At 69.9% G+C, this 16,735-nt stretch carries 17 protein-coding genes; 11 read left to right on the plus strand and 6 right to left on the minus strand.

Annotation, left to right across the window (positions count from 1 at the left end):
* The first annotated feature begins 144 nt into the window (after positions 1-144).
* The 5 genes from sigE (at position 145) to QSK39_RS38225 (ending at position 5,398) form a co-directional block, all read left to right on the plus strand.
* A complete protein-coding gene (gene sigE / locus QSK39_RS38205) occupies positions 145-744 on the plus strand; it encodes an RNA polymerase sigma factor SigE (RefSeq protein WP_434056877.1) in 600 nt (199 codons plus the stop codon).
* A complete protein-coding gene (locus QSK39_RS38210) occupies positions 741-1,394 on the plus strand; it encodes an anti-sigma factor family protein (RefSeq protein WP_285482679.1) in 654 nt (217 codons plus the stop codon). The genes sigE and QSK39_RS38210 overlap by 4 nt, the downstream gene beginning before the upstream one ends.
* Before the next feature lie 207 nt (positions 1,395-1,601).
* A complete protein-coding gene (locus tag QSK39_RS38215) occupies positions 1,602-3,119 on the plus strand; it encodes a S1C family serine protease (protein ID WP_285482680.1) in 1,518 nt (505 codons plus the stop codon).
* Positions 3,120-3,195: 76 nt separating this feature from the next.
* Entirely contained in the window at positions 3,196-3,639 is a 444-nt protein-coding gene (gene tatB, locus QSK39_RS38220) for a Sec-independent protein translocase protein TatB (RefSeq protein ID WP_285482681.1), read from the plus strand.
* A 709-nt stretch (positions 3,640-4,348) separates the two neighbouring features.
* Positions 4,349-5,398 carry a hypothetical protein gene (locus QSK39_RS38225; RefSeq protein ID WP_285482682.1) on the plus strand — a complete coding sequence of 350 codons (1,050 nt, stop codon included), beginning with the start codon at positions 4,349-4,351 and terminating at the stop codon, positions 5,396-5,398.
* Between the two features lie 6 nt (positions 5,399-5,404).
* Here the strand turns inward: QSK39_RS38225 and QSK39_RS38230 are convergent, their stop codons facing one another.
* From QSK39_RS38230 to QSK39_RS38245, 4 genes are read right to left on the minus strand one after another with little or no spacing between them, the layout of a single operon-like run.
* Positions 5,405-6,550 carry an Mrp/NBP35 family ATP-binding protein gene (locus tag QSK39_RS38230; protein WP_285482683.1) on the minus strand — a complete coding sequence of 382 codons (1,146 nt, stop codon included), beginning with the start codon at positions 6,548-6,550 and terminating at the stop codon, positions 5,405-5,407.
* 10 nt (positions 6,551-6,560) lie between these two features.
* Positions 6,561-7,070, minus strand: a complete 510-nt coding sequence (locus QSK39_RS38235; protein WP_285482684.1) for a DUF1003 domain-containing protein — start codon at positions 7,068-7,070, stop codon at positions 6,561-6,563.
* Positions 7,063-8,364, minus strand: coding sequence for a magnesium transporter MgtE N-terminal domain-containing protein (locus QSK39_RS38240; protein ID WP_285482685.1), 1,302 nt, complete (start codon positions 8,362-8,364; stop codon positions 7,063-7,065). The genes QSK39_RS38235 and QSK39_RS38240 overlap by 8 nt, the downstream gene beginning before the upstream one ends.
* 10 nt (positions 8,365-8,374) lie before the next feature.
* The gene (locus QSK39_RS38245; protein ID WP_285482686.1) at positions 8,375-9,286 is read right to left on the minus strand and encodes an aminoglycoside phosphotransferase family protein; all 912 of its coding nucleotides are present in this window, start codon (positions 9,284-9,286) and stop codon (positions 8,375-8,377) included.
* Positions 9,287-9,379: 93 nt separating this feature from the next.
* Between QSK39_RS38245 and QSK39_RS38250 the strand changes: the two genes are divergently transcribed.
* A complete protein-coding gene (locus QSK39_RS38250) occupies positions 9,380-10,282 on the plus strand; it encodes a slipin family protein (protein ID WP_285482687.1) in 903 nt (300 codons plus the stop codon).
* Here QSK39_RS38250 and QSK39_RS38255 read toward each other — a convergent pair.
* Both QSK39_RS38255 and QSK39_RS38260 read right to left on the minus strand, forming a co-directional pair.
* A complete protein-coding gene (locus tag QSK39_RS38255) occupies positions 10,279-10,926 on the minus strand; it encodes a DUF4190 domain-containing protein (RefSeq protein WP_285482688.1) in 648 nt (215 codons plus the stop codon). The two genes, QSK39_RS38250 and QSK39_RS38255, sit on opposite strands and share 4 nt — an antisense overlap.
* 41 nt (positions 10,927-10,967) lie before the next feature.
* On the minus strand, positions 10,968-11,360 hold the full coding sequence (locus QSK39_RS38260; RefSeq protein ID WP_285482689.1) for a DUF4190 domain-containing protein: 393 nt from the start codon (positions 11,358-11,360) through the stop codon (positions 10,968-10,970).
* A gap of 140 nt (positions 11,361-11,500) precedes the next feature.
* Here QSK39_RS38260 and QSK39_RS38265 point away from each other — a divergent pair, with 140 nt between their 5' ends.
* The 5 genes from QSK39_RS38265 (at position 11,501) to QSK39_RS38285 (ending at position 16,733) form a co-directional block, all read left to right on the plus strand.
* Positions 11,501-12,703: an acyl-CoA dehydrogenase family protein gene (locus tag QSK39_RS38265; protein ID WP_285482690.1), complete on the plus strand. Its 1,203-nt coding sequence runs from the start codon at positions 11,501-11,503 to the stop codon at positions 12,701-12,703.
* 120 nt (positions 12,704-12,823) lie between these two features.
* A complete protein-coding gene (locus tag QSK39_RS38270; protein WP_285482860.1) occupies positions 12,824-13,348 on the plus strand; it encodes a YflT domain-containing protein in 525 nt (174 codons plus the stop codon).
* Positions 13,349-13,603: 255 nt separating this feature from the next.
* Positions 13,604-14,926 (plus strand): ABC transporter substrate-binding protein, encoded by a 1,323-nt coding sequence (locus QSK39_RS38275; protein WP_285482691.1) that lies wholly within the window; start codon positions 13,604-13,606, stop codon positions 14,924-14,926.
* The gene (locus tag QSK39_RS38280; protein WP_285482692.1) at positions 14,923-15,894 is read left to right on the plus strand and encodes a carbohydrate ABC transporter permease; all 972 of its coding nucleotides are present in this window, start codon (positions 14,923-14,925) and stop codon (positions 15,892-15,894) included. The genes QSK39_RS38275 and QSK39_RS38280 overlap by 4 nt, the downstream gene beginning before the upstream one ends.
* Positions 15,894-16,733 carry a carbohydrate ABC transporter permease gene (locus QSK39_RS38285; RefSeq protein ID WP_155549210.1) on the plus strand — a complete coding sequence of 280 codons (840 nt, stop codon included), beginning with the start codon at positions 15,894-15,896 and terminating at the stop codon, positions 16,731-16,733. Before QSK39_RS38280 ends, QSK39_RS38285 begins: the two co-directional genes overlap by 1 nt.
* Positions 16,734-16,735: the final 2 nt, after the last annotated feature.

Raw genomic sequence — 16,735 nt, forward strand, 5'->3', positions numbered from 1 at the left:
CTCAGCCTGCTCTCAGTCCAGTCTCACTAGAACCATAAGGAGTCCGGAGAGACTGAAATCCGAGGCCGCGGGGAACACCGTGGCGACAGCCCGCGTTGGGTGGAGCAGACAGGAGAAACACAGATGGAGGTGCCTGCTCCCGCGATGCAGAACGCCGTTGCCGATAACGACGCCGACGCGGCTCAGCCCGTGTCCCTGGACGAGGCGGCCTGGACGCCACCGTCCTGGGACGAGGTCGTCCGCGAGCACAGCGACCGGGTCTACCGGCTCGCCTACCGCCTGACCGGCAACACCCACGACGCCGAAGACCTCACCCAGGAGACCTTCATCCGGGTCTTCCGGTCGCTGGCGTCCTACAAGCCCGGCACGTTCGAGGGCTGGCTGCACCGCATCACCACCAACCTGTTCCTCGACATGGCCCGCCGCCGCTCGCGCGTGCGGATGGAAGGCCTGCCGGAGGACACCGACCGCATCGTGGGCGACGACCCGAGCCCCGAGCAGGTCTTCTCCGACACCCACCTGGACCCGGACCTGCAGGCGGCGCTCGACGAGCTGCCGCCGGAGTTCCGCGCGGCCGTGGTGCTGTGTGACGTCGAAGGGCTCTCGTACGAGGAGATCGGCGCGACGCTCGGTGTCAAGCTGGGCACCGTCCGCAGCCGGATCCACCGTGGGCGGCAGGCGCTGCGGGCGTCGCTCGAGCGTCGGCGCGCTCACGCTTCGGAGTCTGCGAAGGTGTCGGTATGACCGCACCCCGAGGCTGGGGACTCCCCGAATCGCACCTGCTGCCGGACGCCGTGGTCGCGTTCGTCGACGGGGAGCTCTCACACGGCGCCCGCGACCGCGCGGCGTCGCACATCACGCGGTGCCCGGCCTGCGCGGCCGAGGTACGCGCCCAGCGCCAGACGGTCGACGCGATTCGCCGCGCCGGAGCGCCGTCGATGTCGGCGGGGTTCCTGGCGAGCCTGCAGTCGATCCCGGAGCACACGGACCTCCCGAGCGCGCCGGACAACCTGGCCATCACGGCCGACGGCCAGCTGGTCGCGGTCCAGCGCCCGGACCGGGTGGCGGGGCTGCGAGACTCGGGTGTCCTGGGTGGTGTCGCGCCGTTGGGATCATCGGCGCCGCTGGGCCAGTCCCCGAACGTCCTCGGCGGCGGCCGGCTTAAGCGCCGCGCCGCGCAGGGGGCGGGCGTGGTGGTGTCCGGGCTGGTGCTGAGCGCACTGGCGCTGGTGGGGACGACCGCGGACAGCGGCGACGGCAGCCCGGAGAACGGCGGCGGGGTGCCCCAGCAGGCGAACCTGCTGCCGGCCCAGATGGCGGTGCCGCAGCCGGTGGTGCCGGCATCGACCCCGGCGAGCACGACACCGGCCGCGGTGCCGGTGGGCATCCGCTGAGACTTGTTTCCCGCGAAGGCCGCCATGAGGGATTCCTCGTGGCGGCCTTCGTCATGTCCGGGCCAAGTCGGCTCAAAGGCGCGATCGTGGCTGTGACGGGTACCGCCCAGAGCCCGGGCAACAGCCATTTCACTGGCGTACCGGCAGACTCGGAGCACTGGGCTTGGGTATCGTCACGCCCAGCCACCTGATCTTCTGCACCGGGGAATGATGACCGAGCCGAACGTGAATCCCGAGCAGCCCGGCGCGCGTGATGCCGACCGGCTGGGTCCGCGGCCGCTCGCGCGGCCTGCCGTCGATCCGGCTCAGGCCGCCGTTTTCGGGCGGCCCAGTGGCGTCGATGGTGCGTTCGACCAGCTCTACTCCCCGCAGAAGTCCAACGGTGTCCGGCTCGCGCCGCCCGCTCCCGAGTCGCTCGCCGAGGCCTTCCGGCGGCCGCCCGGGGCTGACGGCGTTCTGCTCGAACGGCCTCGTGAAGCCACCGGGGACCCGAAAGAAGCCGAGCCGCCCCTGTGGAACAGCACCAGCGATCCCTGGCGTGACCCCGGCGCCGGTGCCGTTCTCGCCGGGCCCGCGATGCCCGCCGAAGACGAGGAGAAGCCCGCCAAGCGGCCGCCCGGTGCCCTGCTCAGCCTGCCCGAGGTGCTCTTCGGCCGGCGCGTTCAGCCGAAGGCGCTCGCCCTGCTCGGGGTCGTCGCGCTGCTCGTCGGGGCCGTCGGGGGGCTCGTCGGCTGGTGGGTTGCCGACACCGGGAACGAGCTCACCGGCTCCGCCACCATCTCCGAAGCCGAGGCCGCCAAGGAACGCCCGGCCGGCTCGGTCGCCGAGATCGCCAAGCGCGTCGCGCCCGCCGTCGTCTCGCTCGAGGTCTTCAAGCCCGGGGCCGACTCCGGTGAGCAGGGCTCCGGCGTCATGATCGACCCGCAGGGCTACATCCTCACCAACGAGCACGTCATCTCCTCCGCGAGCGCCGACCCCGGCGTCAAGGTCACCGCCATCTTCATCGACGGCACCCGCACCGAGGCCAAGCTCGTCGGCTCCGACCAGAAGACCGACCTCGCCGTCGTCAAGGTCAACGTCACCAACCCGACCGTCCTGCAGATCGGCAAGTCCTCGGACCTGCAGGTCGGTGACACCGTGATGGCCATCGGCTCGCCGCTCGCGCTGCAGAACTCCGTGACCGCCGGCATCGTCAGCGCGCTCAACCGGCCGATCACCGCCGGCGGCGACAACGGCGCCCCGCCGGTCACCTACGAAGCCATCCAGACCGACGCCGCCATCAACCACGGCAACTCGGGCGGCGCGCTCGTCGACGCCACCGGCGCGCTCGTCGGGATCAACTCCTCGATCCGCTCCTCCGGCGCGGACGGCGGCAGCATCGGCATCGGCTTCGCCATCCCCAGCGACTACGCGGTCAAGATCGCGAAGGCGCTGATCAAGGACGGCAAGGTCCAGCACGCGGACATCGGCATCAACGCCTCCTCGACCGTCGCCGGCTCGTCCACCATGGGCGCGCAGGTCAAGAACGTCGCGCCCGGCGGGCCGGCCGCGAACGCCGGCATCAAGGAGGGCGACGTCATCACGAAGATCGGCGGCCGCCTGGTGCGGGACTCCGCCGAGATGACGGTCGCGGTGCGCGCCCACGACGTCGGCCAGGTCGTCCCGGTGCAACTGGTCCGGGACGGCGCCAGCTTCGTCGTCGACGTAACCCTGGCTTCCGACTGAGTTCCCGCGTTCGGCCTGCCGGAGCGCGGGCCGGGGCGGGTACCCTGGGCGAGCAGGTTCCGAGCGGAGGTAGACGGTGTTCGACAGTGTCGGATGGGGGGAAATCCTCGTCCTCATCATCGCCGGTCTCTTCATCCTCGGCCCGGAACGGCTTCCCGAAGCGGCGTCCTGGATGGCGAAGAGCGTGAAGAAGGTCCGCGACTTCGCCACCGGCGCGCGGGAACAGCTCCGCGAGGAGATGGGCCCGGAGTTCGACCAGCTCCGCAAGCCCCTCGAAGACCTGCGCGGGCTGCGCAACTTCGACCCGAAGCGGGTGGTGACGCAGCACCTGTTCGACGGCGACGCGGACCCGCTCGGCATCAAGGGCATCACGAACGGCAGCCCGAACCTGGGCGGCACCAACGGTTCCAACGGGACGAATGGGACCAACGGCTCGAACGGCTACCTGGCGGGCCAGGCCAAGCAGCCGGAGCCGCTCAAGCCGGGCGAGCGCCCGCCGATCGACCCGGACGCCACGTAGCTTCGGCGGTTGTCCCCAGCCCGGTCGTGATGTGGACAAGTCGGCCGTTCCCCGGCTATTCGGGGTTTCCTTTTGCCTCCCCCGATGAAGTTGAGAGTCGGGGTACCGGGGCGAGCGTTCGCGACGGCCGAGTTCGGCGACATCGTTGGTGCCGCCTCCGGTATCAGCTGGTCCGCTCAGCTCCGGCAACGGAACCAACGGCGATGCGGCCAGGCCAAGCAGCCGGAGCCGCTCAAGCCGGGGGAGCGCCCGCCGATCGACCCGGACGCCACGTAGCTTCGGCGGTTGTCCCCAGCTCGGCCGTGATGTGGACAAGTCGGCCGTTCCCCGGCTAATCGGGGTTTCCTTCTGCTACCCCGGATGAAGTTGAGAGTCGGGGTACCGGGGCGAGCGTTCGCGACGGTCGAGTTCGGCGACATCGTTGGTGCCGCCTCCGGTATCAGCTGGTCCGCTCAGCTCCGGCAACGGAACCAACGGCGATGCGGCCAGGCCAAGCAGCCGGAGCCGCTCAAGCCGGGGGAGCGCCCGCCGATCGACCCGGATGCCACCTGACCTGGTCCACTGTGGACGAAATCGGCGCGAACACCCGTTTGCGCACGGTTTCCGGGGATTTCCCTAGTCCCCGCGCCCGGTCCTGAGCAGAAGATCCTTTCCCTCCTACGTTCGAGTGGGGGCGGCTGTCCGCCGCCCGCACACGAAGGGGAGAGAGATGAAACTCAGATCGCTGGGCTGCGCGCTGCTCGCCGCAGGCCTGCTCGGATCCGGCCAAGTCGCGGAAGCCGCCACGGAAGCCGCCTGTACCTGGAAGCCCACCGCTCTCGGCGCCGGTACCTCCGTCAGCGCGAGCGTGACCGCCACCGACGACCACGGCAACTTCGCCGGCTGGACCCTGCCGACCGACGAGTTCGGTGAGACCCGCCGTGCCGCTTCCTGGACCGGCGGGACCTTCGCCGACCTCGGCACCGCCGGGACCGCCGGGGCCGCCGTGACGGCGGAGAACCGCTCGGGTGCCGTCGCCGGGACCGCGACCTACGCGCTCTTCGGGTCCGGCTTCCTCTTCCAGCGAGCCTTCAAAAGCTCCGGCGGCACCCTCGTGCAGCTGCCCTTCCCGACCTCGAGCCAGCTGCCCGCGGGCTACACGCTCTCCAGCGCCCTCGGTATCACCGACTCCGGGGACGTCGTCGGCGTCGTGCGCAAGCAGAACGGCTCCGGCTCGGTCTCCGTCCGCTGGCCCGCCGCCCAGCCGGGCACCGTCACGCTCCTGACCGGCCTGCCGTCGGGCATCGCCGCGGTCGACACCGACGGCTCGATCCTGCTGTACAGCCGGGACATCTGGCGTGACGGGACGCTGACCCACCTCGGCACCTTGCCGGGCCTCGAAAACGCCTCGCCCGAGGCCATCAAGAACGGCCGCGTCGTCGGCTACGGCGTCTACAACGGCAAGAAGGTCGGCGTCTACTGGGATCAGCAGCACGCGGCCCACGTCCTGCCGAAGTCCAGCTACAACCTCTCCAACGGCAACCCGGGCTTCACGATCAACGCCAACGGCCTGATCATCGGCCGGATCGACGAAGCCAGCGGCGGCAACGACGCGGCCGGCACCGGCTACGGCGTCTGGGACCAGGGCACCTTCGTCTCGAAGTTCGGTGACCTCAAGGCCGACCTCCCCGTCGTCATCGGCGACGACGGCACCGCGGGCGGCTTTCGCCACGACTCCGCCACGCAGCACTCGACCGCCTACGTCTGGCGCTGCTCCTAGGAAAACTCAGCGGCCGGCCGGGGTGACGTTCAGCATCATCCCGGCCAGGCCGCGCGCCCGGACCGTCAGCTTCTTCGCCGTCTCCTTCAGCACCACCGACGCCGGCGCGTCCGGCGCGGACAGCACCAGCGGCGTCCCCGCGTCGCCCTGCTCACGCAGGCGCGGGTCCAGCGGCACCTGGCCCAGCAGCGGCACCTCGGAGCCGATCGACTTCGTCAGCGAGTCGGCCACCGCCTGCCCGCCGCCCGAGCCGAAGATCTCCAGGCGGGAGCCGTCTTCCTGCTCCAGCCACGACATGTTCTCGATGACGCCGGCCACGCGCTGACGCGTCTGCAGCGCGATCGCGCCGGCCCGCTCGGCCACCTCGGCCGCCGCCTGCTGCGGGGTGGTGACGACCAGGATCTCCGCGTTCGGGATCAGCTGGGCCACCGAGATCGCGATGTCGCCGGTGCCCGGCGGCAGGTCCAGCAGCAGGATGTCCAGGTCGCCCCAGAAGACGTCGGCCAGGAACTGCTGCAGCGCGCGGTGCAGCATCGGGCCGCGCCACACCACCGGCGTGTTGCCCGGGGTGAACATGCCGATCGAGATGACCTTCACGCCGTGCGCCTGCGGCGGCATGATCATCGTGTCGACCTTGGTCGGCTTCTCGTGCGTGCCCAGCATGCGGGGGATCGAGTGGCCGTAGATGTCGGCGTCGACGACCCCGACCGACAGGCCCCGTTCGGCCATCGCCGCGGCGAGGTTCACCGTGACCGACGACTTGCCGACGCCGCCCTTGCCCGACGCCACGCAGTACACCCGCGTCATCGAGCCCGGCTGCGCGAACGGGATGACCGGCTCGGCGGCGTCCCCGCGCAGCGACTTCCGCAGCTCGGAGCGTTGTTCGTCACTCATGACGTCCAGCTCGACGCGCACGTCGGCGACGCCGGGGAGCTTCGCGACGGCTTCCTTGGTGTCGTTGGTCAGGGTCGCCTTCAGCGGGCAGCCCGCCACCGTCAGGTAGATCCCGACCGTGACGACGCCGTCTTCGCCGACGACGACGTCCTTCACCATCCCGAGGTCCGTGATGGGTTTGTGGATCTCGGGATCTTGCACGCTCTTCAGCGCGCTGCGGACGTCGTCGACGCTGGGGAGCTGCTGAGTGCTGGTCACCCCGTCGATGTTACGACCCGGTAGGAGTGCGGTTGGGCTTGGCCTTCCTGGGCTGGACGTCGAGGTCCTCCCGCAGCCGGTCCAGCTCGCTGCGCAGGTAGTCCCGCGTCGCCACCTCGCCGACCGCCAGCCGCAGCGCCGCCAGCTCCCGGGCCAGGTACTCCGTGTCCGCCTTGGTCTGCGCGGCCCGGTTCCGGTCCTCGTCCAGCGAGACGCGGTCGCGGTCGTCCTGCCGGTTCTGCGCGAGCAGGATCAGCGGCGCCGCGTACGCCGCCTGCGTGGAAAAGGCCAGGTTGAGCAGGATGAACGGGTACGGGTCCCACTGCAGCGACACCGCGAACAGGTTCAGCACGATCCAGACGAACACCAGCAGCGTCTGCCAGAACAGGTACTTCCCGGTGCCGAGGAACCGGGCGACGCGCTCGGTGAGCCTGCCGAAGGTGTCCGGGTCGATGTTCAGCTTGAACCGGCTCTGGCTGCGCGGCTGGTCCAGCCGCCGTCCGGACGTCAGTTCAGGCACGGTCGGCCTCCTCCAGGTGTTCGCCGGTCTCGCCGGTGGTGTCGTGCAGGCCGGTTTCGCGCCAGTCCTCGGGCAGCAGGTGGTCGAGCACGTCGTCCACGGTGACCGCGCCGAGCAGGTGGTCCTCGGTGTCGACGACCGGCCCGCAGGTCAGGTTGTAGGCGGCGAAGTACCGCGTGACCTCGGCCAGCGTCGCGTTGGGCCGCAGCGCGGCCAGGCCGGTGTCGACGGCGCTCGCCACGAGCTCGGCCGGCGGCTCGCGCAGCAGCCGCTGGAAGTGCACGACGCCGACGAAGCGCCCGGTCGGCGTCGCGGTCGGCGGGCGGCAGACGAACACCATGCTGGCCAGCGCGGGCGGCAGCTCGGCGTTGCGGATGTGGGCCAGTGCCTCGGCGATCGTCGTGTCGGGCGTGAGCACCACCGGCTCCGGGGTCATCAGGCCGCCCGCGGTGTCGGACGAGTAGGCCAGCAGCCGCTTGACCGGCGCGGACTCCTCCGGCTCCATCAGCTCCAGCAGCCGGCTCTGGTCCGCGGGGGCGAGCTCGGCGAGCAGGTCGGCGGCGTCGTCCGGGTTCATCGCCTCGAGGATGTCGGCCGCGCGCTCCTCGGCGAGGTAGGACAGCAGCTCCTTCTGGTCGTCGTCCGGCAGCTCCTCGAGGACGTCGGCGAGCCGCTCGTCGTCCATCGCGTCGGCGACCTCGTGCCGGCGCTTGAGCGGCAGGTCGCGGACGGTCGCGGCGACGTCGACCGAGCGCATGGTGTCGAACAGCATGAGCAGCTGGCCGGCGCCCTGCGGCTGCTTCGCCAGGTCGGCGAGCCCCAGGCCGGAGACCTCCTCCCAGCGCAGCACCTGCATGGCCGACCGGCGGCGCCCCAGCCCGGCGCGCCGCTCGCGGATGGCGAGCTTCGCCAGCACCCAGTCGCGGGTGCGGGTCGGCTCCATCGCGGCGTCGACGACGGTGATCCGCGCGTCGGACCCGGCCAGCGTCGCGTGCGCGTCGAGCAGCTGGCCGAGCACGAGGACCTCGTTGGGGCGCTGGTTGAACTGGCGCATGTTGACCGAGCCGGTGGCGAGCGTCACGGCGCTCGGTTCGATCGAGGTGACGCGCAGCATCGGCACGAAGACCCGCCGCCGCGTGGTCAGCTCGACGACCACGCCGAGGATCCGCGGCGGCTGGGCGTCCAGACGCAGGCCCGCCACCAGGTCACGGACCCGGCCGATGGATTCGCCGTCCGGTCCGAACACCGGTAAACCGGACAGCTGAGCTGCGAAAACCCTGTTGACCGCGGCCATGCCGCCGACCCTATCGGCTGGCTGCCCAGGCAGCGATCTCCGGCACGGTGACGAACGCCGGGTCGTCGCTGTCCGCTTCGAACTCTTCGAGGTCTTCGGCCATCCAGATCCAGTTCTGGACCGCCCGCACGAGCGTCCAAGCCCGCGCCTTCTCGGCGTCGAACTCGTGCGAAGCGACGATCAGGGCGAACCGTTCGTCCAGTGTGGACTCGGTGAACCGGTTCCAGAACAACGGGATGACGCCCCATTCGAGGTCGCCGGCCAGTGGCTTCGGGTCGATGACCAGCCACGGCTCGCGCGTGCCGGCCAGGACGTTCTGGAAGTGCAGGTCCTCGTTCACCAGGAGTTCGCCCGCGGACGGCCCGAACTCGCGGCAGACCGCGACGGCGTCGTCGACCAGCCGCTTCTCGAACGGCTTGCCGAGCTCGGCCCAGCGGCGGGGCAGCTCGTCGGCAAGGCTTTCGGCCTCGGCGCGCACGCTCCTGGCCAGCCCCGGCGGCACGGGCACGGCGAGGCGCTGGGCCAGCTCGCCGAGGAGCGGGATCGCTTCGCGCAGCGGGAGGTCGTCGAGCGTGCGCGTGGCGTCGAGGCGCTCGAGCAGCAGGACGCCGTCCTCGGGCGCGGACTCCAGCAGCAGCACCGCACCCCGGCCGGCCCATGTGGACAGTGCGAGCGGCTCGCCGGCGGACTCTTCGTCGCGCCAGCCGAGTTTCAGCACCACCGGCGTGCCGTCGGCGAGCCGCGCGGGCTGCACGACGCCGACGTAGCCGTGCATCGCCTCGCCCTCGAACGTCAGGCCCCACTCGCGGGCGTAGCCGGCGGCGAGGTCCGGCAGGGCGGCCAGCCACGGGACGGCCTCCGGGCCGAGCACGCGGGGTGCCCGGCCGGCGAACAGGGGCGGGACGCGGAGATCGTTCACCACCCCAGTCTGGTCGGCTCGTCCAGCGCGTTTCGTCCTGCTCGGCACGGGCGTACGCTGGGTTTTCAGGGGAAATACGCAACCCCGGGAGCAGCCATGGTGGTGGAGATCCTCAGCGCGGTGGTCGTCGCGGGCGGAGCCTGGCTCGCGGCCGGTGTGCGCGTCGTGCGGCAGTACGAACGCGGGCTGGTCTTCCGGTTCGGCCGGGTGCGGTCGCGGGTCTCGGAGCCCGGCCTGACGCTGCTGGTGCCGTTCGTGGACCGGATGCAGAAGGTCAACATGCAGATCGTGACCATGCCGGTGCCCGCCCAGGACGGCATCACCCGGGACAACGTCACCGTCCGGGTCGACGCGGTCGTCTACTTCAAGGTCATCGACCCGGTCGTCGCGGCGGTCAACGTCCAGGACTACCGGGCGGCGGTCGGCCAGGTCGCGCAGACGTCGCTGCGCTCGATCATCGGCAAGAGCGATCTCGACGACCTGCTCTCCAACCGCGAACGCCTCAACGAGGGCCTCGAGCTGATGATCGACAGCCCGGCGCTGGACTGGGGCATCCACATCGACCGCGTCGAGATCAAGGACGTCGCGCTGCCGGAGGCGATGAAGCGCTCGATGTCGCGGCAGGCCGAGGCGGAGCGGGAACGGCGCGCGCGCGTCATCTCCGCCGACGGTGAGCTGCAGGCGTCGTACAAGCTTTCGCAGGCCGCCGCGCAGATGGCCGACACCCCGGCGGCGCTGCAGCTGCGGCTGCTCGAGACCGTCGTGCAGGTGTCGTCGGAGAAGAACTCGACGCTGGTGCTGCCGTTCCCGGTGGAGCTGCTGCGGTTCCTCGACGCGCAGACGCCGAGGCCCGCCGCGCCGGCGCCGGCTCCGGCGGCCGCGCCCGAGGTGCCCGAGCCCCAGCCGGAGCTCGAGAGCGCGGACGCCAAGCCGGAGGCGAACGGCCACGCGACGCCCTCGCCGCGCAGCCCCGGCGACGCGGTGCTGCCCGCCGACTAGCTCAGCTGGCCGTTCGCGCCCAGGATGATCAGGGTGGTGAAGAAGCCGGCCCACAGGGCAATCACGACGTAGCCGACGATCACGGCGCCCGTGGCCAGGCCGCGGCCGCCCGCTTCGCCGCGGTTCGTCTTGCTCAGCGCGATGTGGCCCATGACCAGGCCGGCGATCGCGGTGATGCCGGAGCAGAAGCCGAGGATCGAGCAGACCAGCGCGCCGATCGCCAGCGCGTTGTCCGGCCGGCGCGCGACCGGGACGTACGGCGGCTGGACGTAGGGCGCCGGACCGCCGTACGGCTGGCCGTAGGGCTGCGCGTACGGCTGCTGGTACTGGTACGCGTACGTCGGCTGAGGCTGCCCGGGCGCGACGTACGGCGTGCCGGGGATGTGCGCGGCGGGAGCCTCGAACGCGCCCGGCGGCAGCTGCCCCGGCGGCTCCGGGGCGGGCTGCTCCGGAGCGGGCTGGTGCGCGGCCGGGGTGTCGGCGATCGTGGTGTCCGCGACCGTGCTGTCGGCGACCGTGCTGTCGCCCGCCGGCGGGTCGTAGTTCTCCGGCGTGTACGGCGCGGGTTCCGCGGTGGGCGGCGGGTCGTACGACACGGCCGGATCGGCGGCCGGACGGTCCTTGTCCCCGGACGGGTCGGTCATGGCGGGTCCCCTCGGTGCGTGCTGGAGCCCAACTTAGCCGGTCAGCGGAAGAGCTCGTGCGCGAAGCCGAACCCGAAGAGCAAGACCGCCAGCAGGATGTTGAGCCCGATCCCGACGTACCCCACGATGACCGCCGCCAGCGCGACGCCCTGGCCCTCCGCCTCGCCGCGCTTGGCCTTGGCGAGGGCGATGTGCCCCATCACGATGCCCGCGATGGTCACGAGGACGCAGAGGAAGATGCCGAGGATCGAGCAGACCAGCCCGCCGATGGCGAGGCCCGGCCCCTCCGGCGGGCGCTGCATCCCGCCCGGGTACTGCGGCGGGTACTGCGGGAAACCGCCACTCGGGTACTGCTGGCCGTACCCGGGCTGCTGGTAGCCGCCGGAGGGCGGCTGCTGGCCGTACGGATTGTTCGGGTCCTGTGGATAAGTCATGGTTTCTCCCCTCCCGCAGCACTTTACGGTGCTGATCAGCGTGAGCGTGAGCGCCCTCATAGCAGGGTCGGGGCTTTCGGGTCATACTCACCGGTAACCCAGCGCCGGGAGCCGGCGTCCTACCCGGAAAGGGAGCCGTGATGGCCCGTCTCGCCCAGACCGCCGGCCTGACCGACGTGCAGTCGGAGATCCTCGCGACCGTCCGCTCGTTCGTGGACAAGGAGGTCATCCCGCACGCGCAGGAGCTCGAGCACGCCGACACCTACCCGGCGGACATCGTCGAGGGCATGAAGGAGATGGGCCTGTTCGGGATCACCATCCCGGAGGAGTACGGCGGGCTCGGGGAGTCGCTGCTGACCTACGCGCTGGTCGTCGAGGAGATCGCGCGCGGCTGGATGAGCGTGTCCGGCGTGATCAACACCCACTTCATCGTGGCGCACATGATCTCCCGCCACGGCACCGAGGCGCAGAAGCAGCACTTCCTCCCGCGGATGGCCACCGGCGAGGTGCGCGGCTCCTTCTCGATGTCCGAGCCGGACCTCGGCTCCGACGTCGCCGCCATCAAGACCAAGGCGCGGCGTAGCGACGACGGTGCTCACTATGTCATCGACGGCTCGAAGATGTGGCTGACCAACGGCGGCTCGTCGAACCTGATCGCGCTGCTCGTCAAGACCGACGAGGGCGCCGAGAAGCCCCACCAGAACCTGACGACGTTCCTCGTGGAGAAGCCCGAGGGCTTCGGCGAGGTGGCGCCGGGGCTGACCATCCCCGGCAAGATCGACAAGATGGGCTACAAGGGCGTCGACACGACCGAAGCGGTCTTCGACGGCTACAAGATCGGCGCCGACATGGTCCTCGGCGAGGCACCCGGCAAGGGCTTCTCGTACATGATGGACGGTGTCGAGGTCGGCCGCGTGAATGTCGCGGCGCGGGCGTGCGGCATCGCGATCCGGGCGTTCGAGCTGGCCGTCGAGTACGCCCAGCAGCGCAAGACGTTCGGCAAGGCGATCGCCGAGCACCAGGCCGTGGCGTTCAAGCTGGCCGAGATGGCCACCAAGGTCGAGGCGGCCCACCTGATGATGGTGAACGCGGCCCGGCTCAAGGACTCGGGCGAGCGCAACGACGTCGAGGCCGGGATGGCGAAGCTGATCGCGTCGGAGTACTGCGCCGAGGTCACCCAGGACTCGTTCCGGATCCACGGCGGCTACGGGTACTCGAAGGAGTACGAGATCGAGCGGCTGATGCGCGAGGCGCCGTTCCTGCTGATCGGCGAGGGGACGAGCGAGATCCAGAAGACCATCATCAGCCGCGGCCTGCTGCGCGAGTACAAGTCCCGCTCGTGACGAACGGGCGCCGATTGTCGATACAGCGACAATCGGCGCCCGGCCTTTCGGGGTAAGCGGCTCGCACGGTCCGGGCGTTCTTGACAAGATGGACGCCCAAGACCCACGAGTGCGCAGGTGATGATGGTGAGTAGTCCCTTCGGCGGGAGCCGGCCGCCCGGCAACCTGCCACGCTTGCCGACCCCGCCGACCGGCTGGCCGATCGGGTCGTACGCGACCTACGGCGAGGCACAGCAGGCCGTCGACTTCCTCGCGGACGGCGAGTTCGCCGTCAGCGACGTCACGATCGTCGGCGTGGATCTGATGCTCGTCGAACGCGTCATCGCGAAGCTCAGCTGGGGCCGCGTGCTCGCCACCGGTGCCTTCTCGGGGGCCTGGTTCGGCCTGTTCGCCGGGCTGATGCTCGCGCTGTTCGTCAACCAGGGCTTCGTGCTGCAGGTGCTCACCGGGATCGTGCTGGGCATCCTCTCCGGGCTGGTGTTCGCCGCCATCGGGTACAGCATGTCGCGCGGGCGGCGGGAGTTCTCCTCGGCGAGCCAGCTGGTCGCCGGCCGCTACGACGTCCTGTGCCAGCCGCGCTCGGCCGAGCGGGCCCGGGAGCTGCTGGCCAAGCTGGCGCTCAAGCCGCCGTCCGCGAACATCTGAAAGAAACCCTGGAAAATCCCGCCAATACCAGGGGAAAATCACAGTTCAGTCTGCAGTGGGCTGAATCGTTACCGATACTGCTTGCGGGGTGTGATCGCCCGGCATAAGTTGTCCGACACCAGTCAGGCGGCCGCGCCCTACCAGCGTGGCCGCCCGAGCACTAGCACGTCGGGGTGCTGGCGCGGTTCGCCTCATCGCGCTGTGGTGCCCACCGGGCACCGCGGTATCCGGCGTGCACGCGGGTGAGGAGGCCTTATGGGGAAGAGGATCGGCGCGGGCAAACGGGGGCGATCGCCCGGCCGTACCGCGGTCCTGCTGGGGGCAGGGGCATTGGTGACCGGCATGCTGGCCGGTTGCGGATCGAGCGGCGGGCTCAAGATCAACGTCTACTACGCGCCCGAAGACAGCTTCCAGAAAGTCGTCGACAACTGCAACGCGGCGGCGAACGGCAAGTACGAAATCGTCTACAACAAGCTCCAGCGCGGCGCGGACGACCAGCGCCTGCAGATGGCCCGGCGGCTCGCCGCCGGAGACACCGCGATGGACGTCCTGGGCCTCGACGTGACCTGGGTTTCGGAGTTCGCCGAAGCCGGCTGGGTCGAGGAGTGGAAGGACCAGAACAAGGCCGCGGCGACCGAGGGCGTCCTGCAGGGACCGCTGGAAACGGCGACCTACAACGGGAAGCTCTACGCGGCCACGAAGAACACCAACGTCCAGCTGCTCTGGTACGACGACCGCATCACGCCCACGCCGCCGAAGACGTGGGAAGAGATGATCGCCAAGTCGAAGGAGCTCAAGGCGCAGGGCAAGCCCTACAGCATCGTGTTCACCGGCGCCCAGTACGAAGGCCTCGTCGTCTTCTACAACACGCTCGTGGAGTCGATGGGCGGGCACATCCTGTCCGACGACGGCAAGTCCGTCGTCCTCGACGACGGCGCGGTGCAGGCCCTCGCCCTGCTGAAGCAGATCGCTTCCTCGGGCATCACCGACCCGTCCCTGACCAACTCGAAGGAGGACGACGTCCGGCAGACGTTCCAGCGCGGGGACGCCGCGTTCGAGCTCAACTGGCCGTTCGTCTACGCCTCCTACGCCAAGGAAAAGCCGCAGGACGTCTCGCACTTCAAGTGGGCCGTCTACCCCGAGGCGAAGGCCGGCACGCCGGCCAAGACCACGATCGGCGGCTACGACCTCGGCGTCAGCTCGCTGTCGCAGCACAAGCCCGAGGCGTTCGAGGCGGCGCTGTGCCTGCGCAACGCGGAGAACCAGAAGTTCTCGGCGATCAACGACGGGGTGCCGCCGACCATCGAATCGGTGTACCACAACGACACGCCGCTCGACCCGTCGAAGCCGGCGAGCGCCGACAACCCGAACATGGCGCTCAAGTACCCGATGCGCGACTCGATCATCGACGCCATCAAGGACTCGGCGGTGCGGCCGCTGACCCCGGCGTACCAGAACATGTCGACCGTGATGTCGAAGGTCCTTTCCCCGCCGGGTGACATCGATCCGAAGGCCACCGCGGACAAGCTGCGCGAGCAGCTCAACGACGCGCTCCAGTCGAAGGGAGTGATCCCGTGACCGTCCAGGACTCGACCCCGGCGGACACCTCCGGGGCCACGGTCGCCCAGGAGGCGGCCTCCCACAAGAAGGGCAAGCCCGCCCTCTCGGAAGGGAAGAAGGCCGAGCGGAAGCTCGGGCTGTGGCTGTGCGCACCCGCGTTCTTCGTGATGATCGCGGTCACCGGCTACCCGATCGTCTACTCGATCTGGCTGTCGCTGCAGCGGTACGACCTCAGGTTCCCCGCGCAGCAGGAGTTCGTCGGTCTCGACAACTACGGGGCCGTGCTGTCCAACTCGTACTGGTGGACGGCGTTCGGCACCACGATGTTCCTGACCGTGGTGTCGGTGGCGATCGAGTTCGTCCTCGGCATGGCGCTGGCGCTGGTCATGCACCGGACGCTCGTCGGGCGCGGCCTGGTCCGCACGGTCGCCCTGATCCCGTACGGCATCGTCACGGTCGTCGCGGCGTTCTCGTGGTACTACGCGTGGACGCCGAAGACCGGCTACCTGGCGAACTGGCTGGCCGCGGACGCGGCGCCGCTGACCGACCAGTGGCCGTCGATGTTCATCATCATCGCCGCCGAGGTGTGGAAGACCACGCCGTTCATGGCGCTGCTGCTGATGGCCGGTCTCGCGCTGGTGCCGGACGACCTGCTCAAGGCCGCGGCGATGGACGGCGCGAGCGCGTGGCAGCGGTTCACGAAGGTGATGCTGCCGGTGATGAAGCCGGCGATCCTGGTGGCGCTGCTGTTCCGCACGCTCGACGCGTTCCGGATCTTCGACAACATCTACGTGCTCACGGGTGGCGCGCAGGACACCGGTTCGGTGTCCATGCAGACCTACGACAACCTGGTCAAGGGGCTCAACCTCGGGATCGGGTCGACGATGGCGGTGCTGATCTTCATCACCGTGGCGATCATCGCCTTCATCTTCATCAAGGTGTTCGGCACGGCCGCACCGGGTTCGGACGACGGGGGTAAGCGCTGATGGTGATGGGAACCGTCACGACGGGCCGCAAGCTCAGGTGGGGCCTGGTCGACATCCTCGTGCTGGTGTTCGCGCTGGTGCCGGTGCTCTGGGTCGTTTCGCTGTCGTTCAAGACCAAAGACACGCTGACCGACGGGTCGTTCATCCCGCAGTCGTGGACCTGGCAGAACTACGCGGACATCTTCCAGACGTCGGAGTTCCTGCTGGCGCTGGTCAACTCGATCGGTATCGCGATCATCTCCACGGTGATCGCGGTGGTGCTGGGCACGATGGCCGCGTACGCGATCGCGCGGCTGGAGTTCCCCGGCAAGCAGCTGCTGGTCGGGCTGTCGCTGCTGATCGCGATGTTCCCGCAGGTGTCGCTGGTGACCCCGCTGTTCAACATCGAGCGGAACCTGGCGCTGTTCGACACCTGGCCGGGGCTGATCCTGCCCTACATCACGTTCGCCCTGCCGCTGTCGATCTACACGCTGTCGGCGTTCTTCCGGGAAATCCCGTGGGAACTGGAAAAAGCGGCGAAGATGGACGGCGCGACGCCGGCCCAGGCGTTCCGGAAGGTGATCGCGCCGCTGGCCGCGCCGGGCGTGTTCACCACCGCGATCCTGGTGTTCATCTTCTGCTGGAACGACTTCCTGTTCGCCATCTCGCTGACGTCGACCACGGCGTCGCGCACGGTGCCGGCCGCGCTGTCGTTCTTCACCGGGTCCTCGCAGTTCGAGGACCCGACGGGACAGGTGAGCGCGGCCGCGGTCGTCATCACCATCCCGATCATTGTGTTCGTGTTGTTCTTCCAGCGTCGCATCGTGGCGGGGCTGACCTCCGGTGCGGTGAAGGGGTAGCG

Source organism: Amycolatopsis sp. NBRC 101858 (assembly GCF_030269325.1).
Taxonomy (GTDB): Bacteria; Actinomycetota; Actinomycetes; order Mycobacteriales; family Pseudonocardiaceae; genus Amycolatopsis; species Amycolatopsis ponsaeliensis.